This window comes from Mucilaginibacter sp. (assembly GCF_028288105.1).
Classification (GTDB): domain Bacteria; phylum Bacteroidota; class Bacteroidia; order Sphingobacteriales; family Sphingobacteriaceae; genus Mucilaginibacter.
This window is the reverse complement of the sequence record NZ_JAQBOI010000150.1, coordinates 1-8,345: the sequence shown is the minus strand read 5'-3', so window position 1 is coordinate 8,345 and position 8,345 is coordinate 1. Positions and strand designations below refer to the sequence as shown.

9 protein-coding genes are annotated in these 8,345 nt (G+C 42.9%); 4 read left to right on the top strand and 5 right to left on the bottom strand.

The window, feature by feature from the left end; genetic code table 11:
• Positions 1-733 precede the first annotated feature (733 nt).
• From JWQ85_RS10620 to JWQ85_RS10605, 4 genes are read left to right on the top strand one after another with little or no spacing between them, the layout of a single operon-like run.
• Positions 734-925, top strand: coding sequence for a hypothetical protein (locus tag JWQ85_RS10620; RefSeq protein ID WP_299467702.1), 192 nt, complete (start codon positions 734-736; stop codon positions 923-925).
• Between the two features lie 23 nt (positions 926-948).
• Complete coding sequence (locus tag JWQ85_RS10615; protein WP_299467701.1) at positions 949-1,311, top strand: methyltransferase domain-containing protein; 363 nt, start codon at positions 949-951, stop codon at positions 1,309-1,311.
• A gap of 51 nt (positions 1,312-1,362) precedes the next feature.
• The gene (locus JWQ85_RS10610) at positions 1,363-1,500 is read left to right on the top strand and encodes a hypothetical protein (RefSeq protein ID WP_299467700.1); all 138 of its coding nucleotides are present in this window, start codon (positions 1,363-1,365) and stop codon (positions 1,498-1,500) included.
• A gap of 29 nt (positions 1,501-1,529) precedes the next feature.
• Positions 1,530-2,495: a zinc dependent phospholipase C family protein gene (locus JWQ85_RS10605; protein ID WP_299467699.1), complete on the top strand. Its 966-nt coding sequence runs from the start codon at positions 1,530-1,532 to the stop codon at positions 2,493-2,495.
• Here the strand turns inward: JWQ85_RS10605 and JWQ85_RS10600 are convergent, their stop codons facing one another.
• The 5 genes from JWQ85_RS10600 to gldG all read right to left on the bottom strand — a co-directional run.
• Positions 2,496-3,155, bottom strand: coding sequence for a DedA family protein (locus tag JWQ85_RS10600; protein WP_299467698.1), 660 nt, complete (start codon positions 3,153-3,155; stop codon positions 2,496-2,498).
• Between the two features lie 48 nt (positions 3,156-3,203).
• Positions 3,204-3,953 carry a DUF4397 domain-containing protein gene (locus JWQ85_RS10595; RefSeq protein WP_299467697.1) on the bottom strand — a complete coding sequence of 250 codons (750 nt, stop codon included), beginning with the start codon at positions 3,951-3,953 and terminating at the stop codon, positions 3,204-3,206.
• Between the two features lie 5 nt (positions 3,954-3,958).
• Positions 3,959-4,630, bottom strand: coding sequence for a DUF4397 domain-containing protein (locus JWQ85_RS10590; protein ID WP_299467696.1), 672 nt, complete (start codon positions 4,628-4,630; stop codon positions 3,959-3,961).
• A gap of 160 nt (positions 4,631-4,790) precedes the next feature.
• Positions 4,791-5,915, bottom strand: a complete 1,125-nt coding sequence (gene dnaN / locus JWQ85_RS10585) for a DNA polymerase III subunit beta (protein ID WP_256538270.1) — start codon at positions 5,913-5,915, stop codon at positions 4,791-4,793.
• A gap of 36 nt (positions 5,916-5,951) precedes the next feature.
• The coding region (gldG, locus tag JWQ85_RS10580) for a gliding motility-associated ABC transporter substrate-binding protein GldG (RefSeq protein WP_299467695.1) at positions 5,952-8,345 on the bottom strand (2,394 nt) is incomplete at its 5' end.

Sequence of the window (8,345 nt, the reverse complement as noted above, 5' to 3'; positions counted from 1 at the left end):
TAGCTTTGTTATTCTTTTCTTTATTTTGAGGTTGCAAATATAGGCACACATTTTTTAATATGCAAGCCCATTTGTGTTATTTTTCAATTGTGGATAAATATTAGGAATGTTCATTAGTTCAGTGGTTTATTAGTTTATTGGTTTTTTGTCCACTTTGTCGCAATATGTCGGCAGTGGGAAACGGACGGACGAAGGTGTTTGGGCGTTGCCTTCGGCCCGGGCTATGCGCTCATACTGCACAGGCCTTTAGCCACAGGGCCGGTATCCACTCCTATCCCTAACGCGGGTTCTGAACCTTGATTCGCTTGATTATGCGATTGACAGGATTTGAGAACGGTAATGAACGAGCGGGTGGCCTGACAGAAAAGCGGGCCAAAAGGTAAAGGCCTGTGTGGGGAAGCTTTTTTCTGTCTTGATCTTTTGCTTCTTTTCTATCAAGAGAAAAGAAGGAGCCTCCGCGGCGGTGAGCGACGAATGTTTAGCGTACACTTATCATGAGAGATGTTGAAATAAATTTGGCATGACGGGTTGGTTGTTAAACTAAACCGTTGGCTAAAGCCAACGGCAATGAATTTGCTTTTCCAAATCATTGCCGTCCCATTTATGGGGCGGATAAACAGCCTGTGTTTTTGGCTTTAGCCACACCCCTACTGTCCGCCCCTGTCCACAACAACCGCACATCCGGACGGACGGCCACACAAAATAACACCCCATAAATCTGCGTTTAACTTACATGATTACCAACAACACAACCCGCTTTAGCAACCGGGTAAACGATTACGTAAAATACAGGCCCGGCTACCCCACCCAAATAATCGATTTTTTACAGCAACAATTTAACCTTAGCACCGATAAGCTTATTGCCGATATTGGTGCAGGCACAGGTATATCAACAGCATTGTTCTTGATGCCGGGTACCGGGTAATTGCGGTAGAGCCTAACCAGCCAATGAGGGAAAAATCAATTGAATTGCTGGGTAATTGGCCCGGCTTTAAAGCACAAAACGCCACTGCCGAAGATACCAGGCTGCCCAATGCCGGCATTGATGCCATTATTGCAGGGCAGGCTTTCCATTGGTTTGATGCCAAAAAAACAAGGGCCGAGTTTGAGCGCATTCTTAAACCGGGTGGCATCATCGCCCTGATATGGAACGAACGCAGAACCACTTCGGCCTTTGAAAAAGAGTACGACCAACTGATTATCAAACATGGTAAAGATTATGTACAAGTAGACCATCGTAACATCGACGCAGAACATATCGCGGCATTTCTTACCCCACAGCCCTATCAGCTTAAAACCTTTTACAACTAGCAGGTATTTGATTTTGATGGGCTTAAAGGGCGCTTATCGTCATCATCGTACATGCCCACTAAAGATGATGAAGGCTATCAGCCTATGATAACAGATCTGAAGTTATTATTTGACAAGTATCAGCATAACGGTACCATCACCATACAGTACGATACCAATGTTTATGTGGGGCAGGTTAATATTGCCTGATATACTGAATATTTGAGCATATTTACCCTATGAAACGGTGCCTGGCCTTAGTTTTATCGGGTTTATTTATGGTTACGCTTTGCACCTCATGGGGGTTCTTCGCGCATTACCGCATAAACAGGCTGGCGGTTTTTACGCTACCTAAGGGCATGGCAGGTTTTTACAGTGCCAACATTAGCTTCATAACCGAACACGCCGTAAGCGCCGATAAAAAGCGCTATGTAGACAGCACCGAAGCACCACACCATTTCTTCGACGCCGACCACTACGGCAAGCACCCTTTCAAGAATATGCCCCAACGTTGGATAGATGCCGCGGCGAAGTATTCGTCAGATACCTTGAACAAATACGGAACGGTGCCCTGGGCCATACAATCTAACTACTACTGGCTGGTAAAAGCTTTTAAGGCGCACGATACAACGGCTATCCTTATTGCATCGGCCAATTTAGCGCATTATATTTCTGATGCGCATACACCGCTGCATTTAACCCAGAATTACGACGGGCAACTCAGCAACCAAACAGGCATCCACTCCCTTTGGGAAAGCCGCCTGCCTGAGCTTTTCAGCAACAGTTACAACTACTATGTGGGCAAGGCTAAGTACGTCAGCAATCCGCTGGCAGAAGCCTTTAGAATAAGCCGCAACTCGTTTAAATGTGTGGATACCGTGTTGCGGATAGAAAGATCGTTAAACAGATCATTCCCGGCAGCTCAAAAATATGCTATAGAGCAACGCGGCAGCCGCAAGGTGAAGGTTTACTCGGTAGCCTACAGCAGGGCTTATCACAAACTGCTGAGGGGCATGGTGCAAAGGCAAATGCGTGCATCCATATTAAGCGTAGGCAGCTTCTGGTTTTCGGCATGGGTAGATGCAGGCCAGCCCGATCTGGATAAGTTGATCAAAACCCCGCTTACTCTTCAACAAAAGCAACGGATCAACAAGGAAGAGGTTTGGTACCGGGCAGGCAAAGTATATTTACCCGCTGCAAATTAACTACTGAACAGGCTGCTTCTTTTTGCTGAATTTGTTTTTTGCAATTGCAAATACCGGCGGCAGTATCGATACCAAAATAATGATAATGGCAACCAGCGAGAAGTTTTTTTCGATAAAAGGCACCTTGCCAAACCAAAATCCGCAGAACAAGAATATCAATATCCACGATACACCGCCAACAATATTATAGATGCTGTAACGTGTAAATGGCATATGCCCTACTCCCGCTACAAAAGGTGCTACAGTACGTATAATAGGTACAAACCTGCTAAATATAACGGCTTTGCCACCATGCTTATCAAAAAAGGCTTTGGTTTGCAGGTAATAACTTAGTTTTAAAATTTTGTTTTCTTCTTTAAATACCCTTGCCCCTAAAAACTTACCCAACATATAATTTACCGTATTACCGCTAATAGCAGCTATAATGAGGATAACGGTTAGCAAATAAATATCAAGGCCAGATTTACCACCGGCTATTAATGCGCCTGCAGCAAACAGCAACGAATCGCCGGGTAGGAATGGGGTTACTACAAAACCGGTTTCAGCAAAAATGATAATAAAAAGTATCAGATAGGTCCAGCTTTGGTATTCGCTGGTTATCTGCACTAAATGCTTATCAATGTGTAAAATAAAATCGATGATACTGTGTATAAATTCCAAGGCGTTTAAATTTTAGCAAAAATAGAAAGATAAAACAGATCCCCAACCTTAATATTTTGTACCCGGTGGTAAAGAGTTTAATAAAATATTGGCGCCATACTTAGCACTGTCGGCTGTGTTAGGTAAACCATAAAAATAGACAGTATAAAGCTTACCATCAAGCACTGTAAAGTTTGGGATACCAGCCAATACTGTTGATGGGGCACTGGTGGCAGTAACATTTAGGTTATAGCTGCCGGCTGTTACTTCAACAAAATTTGTTATACCCTTATAGGCTATATTTCTGAAGGCAACACTATCATTAGCTGTTAAACTTAACCTTGTAGTACCGGGCGATGTATTTACGAACCTTATTTTACCCCGGCCATTAGGCGGCACACTACCGGTATCCACAGTTAAAACAGAGGCAAGCGTACTATCTACCCTACTGCCGGTAACAAACCAGGTGTACGGTATATTAGGTTTCAATGAACCGGGTAAGGTTAACAGGTTAGTGGGGCTTACGCCATTTAGGTTTTGAGCAGTCCTTATCTGTAAGGGGGTATCAATACTGTTTATTAAAAAATACCCCGAAGCATTGGGGTAATAATAAGCACTTGTACTTTGCGGTATATAAAGTGCATATAAATTAAAAGGCTGTATATCCGGGCTTAAATTTACTATTTGCAACCTCGCATTTAAACCACTACTGGCACTTACCCCAGTCTTACCGCATGAAGCAAGCGTAGGTATAACCATAACCCCTGTTATAAATAAACACAAGCCCAGTAATATGTTGCTTTTATTGTTCTTAGCCATTGATATTATTCATTTATAATTAGCCCGGTGCCTGTTGATGCCGTACCACCTGTAGCCGTTAACCCACCTTTGGTAAAAAGCGTATATGCACGGTTTACCTGTAAGGTGCGTGTTTCATTAATAAGCACATTACCTGTCGCGACATCAATAACCTTTATATGTTTTTCGCCCGGGGGGATATGAGAATAGTCAGAAACCGACTTAAAGCTCTGGTTTGCAAACCAAACCGTATCGTTCATCTTAATCTCTAAATTAGCCAGCTTTGGCGATGTGTGCACAAAACGTACCATACTAAGCGTATCAACACTGGTTAAAGTATCAATAACTGTAAAAGTATTTTCGGGCGTATTATCCGTTGTAAAAACCGAATAAACCTTGCTTGTATCTAAATTCAAAGCTAAATTGAACAAAACACCCGGATTGCCATCTTTTTTAACTTGGTAATTTTGTTCGCCAAACGGTGTAGATAAATAACCAGTTGCCCCAAACGGATATAATGCGGATGCGTTATTTATACGGGTACCGTTAACGTAGTAGTTAAGGGTATCGGTTGTGGCGTTTATAAAATTAACATTAGTGGTTAATGTAGCTATTGCCGTGTCATCCCCCTTTTTGCAAGATTCGATGCCCAAAAGCGCTATAAAAGCAACAAAAACCGTTAAATAAATTCTCATCATATTATAAACCGATGCTATATAACTCAATTATAATAAGTTTTGTTATAAGGTGAACAAAAAAGTCCGGCTGAAGCCAGACTTTTTTTGAGTTTGAATGGTGAATAGTGCATTGATGAATGGTTCAAATTTACAACCCCTCTCTCTGTTCACAACTCACTAATTATGCATAACTGTTAAGCATTACCGGCATTACCAGCATTAGTACATCTTCGTTCTCGTCGCCGCCTTGTGGCAACAATATGCCTGCCCGGTTAGGGGTCGACATCTCTAACGATACTTCTTCACAGTTTAAATTTTTCAGCATTTCTATCAGGAAACGGGCGTTAAAGCCTATCTCCATATCGTCGCCTTCGTACTGGCAGCTTAAACGCTCGTGTGCCTCGTTAGCAAAATCAATATCTTCTGATGATATATTCAATTCGCTGCCGTTTATTTTTAACCTTACCTGGTGCGTGGTTTTGTTAGCGTAGATAGCAACACGACTAAGCGAGCCTAAAAACGCCAAACGATCAATAGCCAGTTTGTTAGGGTTTTCTTTAGGGATAACCGCTTCATAATCTGGGTAACGCTCGTCTATTAAACGGCATACCAGGTTAATATTACCAAATTTGAAGAATGCGCTTGTGCTGTTATATTCAACAGATACATTCACATCATCGGCAGGTAAAGCAGATTTAAGCAGCGTTAAAGCCTTTTTAGGCAATATAAACGATGTTGTGCTATCTGCTTTCGCATCTTTACGGCGGTAGCGAACCAGCTTGTGAGCATCCGTGGCTACAAAGGTAAGGTGCTGACTGCTTAGCTGACAGAATACACCCGTCATAGCAGGGCGCAGTTCATCGTTGCTAACAGCAAAAATGGTTTTATTTATAGCCTCGCCCAATACTGAAGCAGGCAGGTTTACTGACGATGCATTTTCAACAACCGGTATTTTTGGGAAATCTTCACCGTTTTCGCCGCTAAGTTTGTATTTACCGTCGCCGGCGCTTATCTCAATGGCAAAAGTGCTATCGTCTACAGAGAAAGCAACAGGTTGCTCTGGTAACGATTTTAATGTATCCAGCAATATACGCGATGGTATAGCAATACGGCCATTCTCTTTAGCTTCAACAGGTAATGAGGTGGTCATGCTGGTTTGCAGGTCGGTAGCAGAAATGGTTAAGTTCCCGTCTTTAATCTCGAACAAAAAGTTTTCCAGTATAGGCAATACGGTGCTGTTGCTTAATGCGCCGCTTACAGACTGCAATTGCTTGAGTAGTGTTGATGTGGAAACAATAAATCTCATGATGTTATTAACGTTTATCTACCAAAAGTATAAAATTTAATGAGCATACTTTCGCCTGCGGAAATAATGTTGAAAAATAGCAAATATTAACACTATCCCTATAGGGGCAATATTGTTTAATAATTGCCAAAACAACTTCTCTTCGCGTATGCGGGCACGGTTAAGCAGGCGTATTTGTATCTCTTTGCTCCGCAACGATATCAGCCCAGAATCGTCGGCCATATAGTCGGCAATGTTTAGCAACAGGTTTTTGTTTCCATAGCTTTGCTGGCTGTAATGATCATACCCTAACGGATACGGCGATCCATCGGCACCTACCTGGTTGCGCAGTATATCGCCATCGCTTAGCACTATCATTTTTGTGGGTTTGCTTTGTGGCAGTATGGTTATCTTCTCGTTCAATCCTTCGGGTAGTGGCCTGTTCCTAAAATCGGATACAAAGTTACCTTCCAGTAATACACCGGTAATTTTTGGCGCGCTTTGAAAATCTTTCGGTTTTGGCTCCTCCTCTAATGCCTGTAACGATAACATGTGCGGCGTGCTCATCTTTTTATTGTACGGCGATGAAGTAAGCAGAATGGTTTTTTCTATATTTTTTGTATTCAACAGATCAATAGTACTGGCAAACTGACTGGTAATACCATCCAGGTTTTTCACTATTGGGTGTTTGGATAAAGGCAGGTAAACCGGGTTGTACAACCATGGCAGCATCTGGATCTGCGCCTGCCCACCGGCGTTACCCGTAGTAACCGGGATGGGCGAACAATTCATGTCGGCTATCAGATCATAATTGATCCGCACCCCATAACGGAAAAGCTGATCATCCAGGTTCAGTTGTTTATTAAAGGCCAGTTGCTCGCCGCCATGCCCGCGCAGGCTATCCAGCTCGGCGCTTACCTGGTCAATAGCCCAAAGCACCCGCCCACCACGCATAATATACTGGTCGAGCTTAAATTTTTCCAGTTCGTTAAAAGCCTTATCTGGCTTAGCTATTACCAGCATACTCACTTTAGCCAGGCTGTCAAACGGAATGTTTTTTAAGTTTATGCGGCCAACTAAGTAGCCATCGCTTAATGATCGCATGGCATCGTTTAGCTGCAGGTCGCTTAGTTCGTTATGGCCCTCGGTAAAGCCTATGCGTTGCTTACCGCCGCTGGTTATTTTTTTTATGGCCGATGTAAATGCGTATTCCAGGTTTTGGATGGAGTTATTCAGGATCTCATCCGGCGATAGGTTCATGTTACTTTGCGATTGCAATAGCTTAACAGGTATGCTTTTATCGCCAAAAACTACTAATGCAAAAGGGAATATTATTTTTTGAGATACGCCGTCGTCCGTTTTAACACTTAGGTTTTGTGCCTCAACGCCTTTGGCAGCCAACTCTTCATAGGCCTGTTTCTGCTGATCGTTGGAAAGACCTTTTAGTGGGTCTATAAACTCATACTGCAACTTACTATGGCTGTAAGCCTGCAGATCGGCCAGCATATCTTTTACCGATGTTTGCAACCTTTTCATCCCTCCGGGGAAATTATCGCCCTGTAAATAAACGGTAACCCTAACTGTTTGCGGTAAGCCATCCATCACCTTGCGGCTAATGGGCGATATGGTAAAGCGTTTCTCTTTAGTAAAATCGAACCGGGTAAATAACTTGCCCGACAATATACTTAAAGACAACATAATACCCAGTACGCTCAGGAAAACGGTATTAATAAATTTCTTTCCGGCCTGCCTGTTCAGCACAAACAGTGTAAGCCAAATAAACAAAGTAGCTAAAACAATAAAATATATAAGGTCGCGGGTATCTAACACGCCTCTGCTTATTGATTGATAATGTTCTGTGATACCCAAACTTTGCAAGCCAAGGTTTTGCAGGGATAGAATGGAACTTAACGAATCGAACCCGCTATAGAAGAAGAAACACAGGAAAACCGCTATAGTAAATGCGATAACCTGGTTCTTACTTACCGATGAAGCAAACAAACCAATAGCCGCGAACGACGACCCTAATAAAAACAAACCGATATAGGAGCCTATAACCGCACCTGTATCTATGTTGCCTTGCGGCGTGCCCAATGTATGAACACTAAAATAATACACAAGCGTTGGCATCAGTGCAAATAGCACTATAACCACACCGGCAAAGTATTTACCAAGTGCTATTTGTATATCGGTTAACGGGCGGGTAAGTAAAAGCTCGAATGTGCCTTCTCTCCTCTCCTCGGCCAGTGAGCGCATGGTAATGGCAGGTACCAAAAACATGAACAGGTATGGCGCGGTACTAAACAGGCTATCTAAACCGGCATAGCCATAGGCTAATATACTGGTATCTGGGAATACCCATAAAAATAGCCCTAAAACCAGCAGGAAAACCCCAATAGTGATATAAGCCACCAGCGAACGGAGGTAGGTTGGTATTTCTTTCTTGAGTAT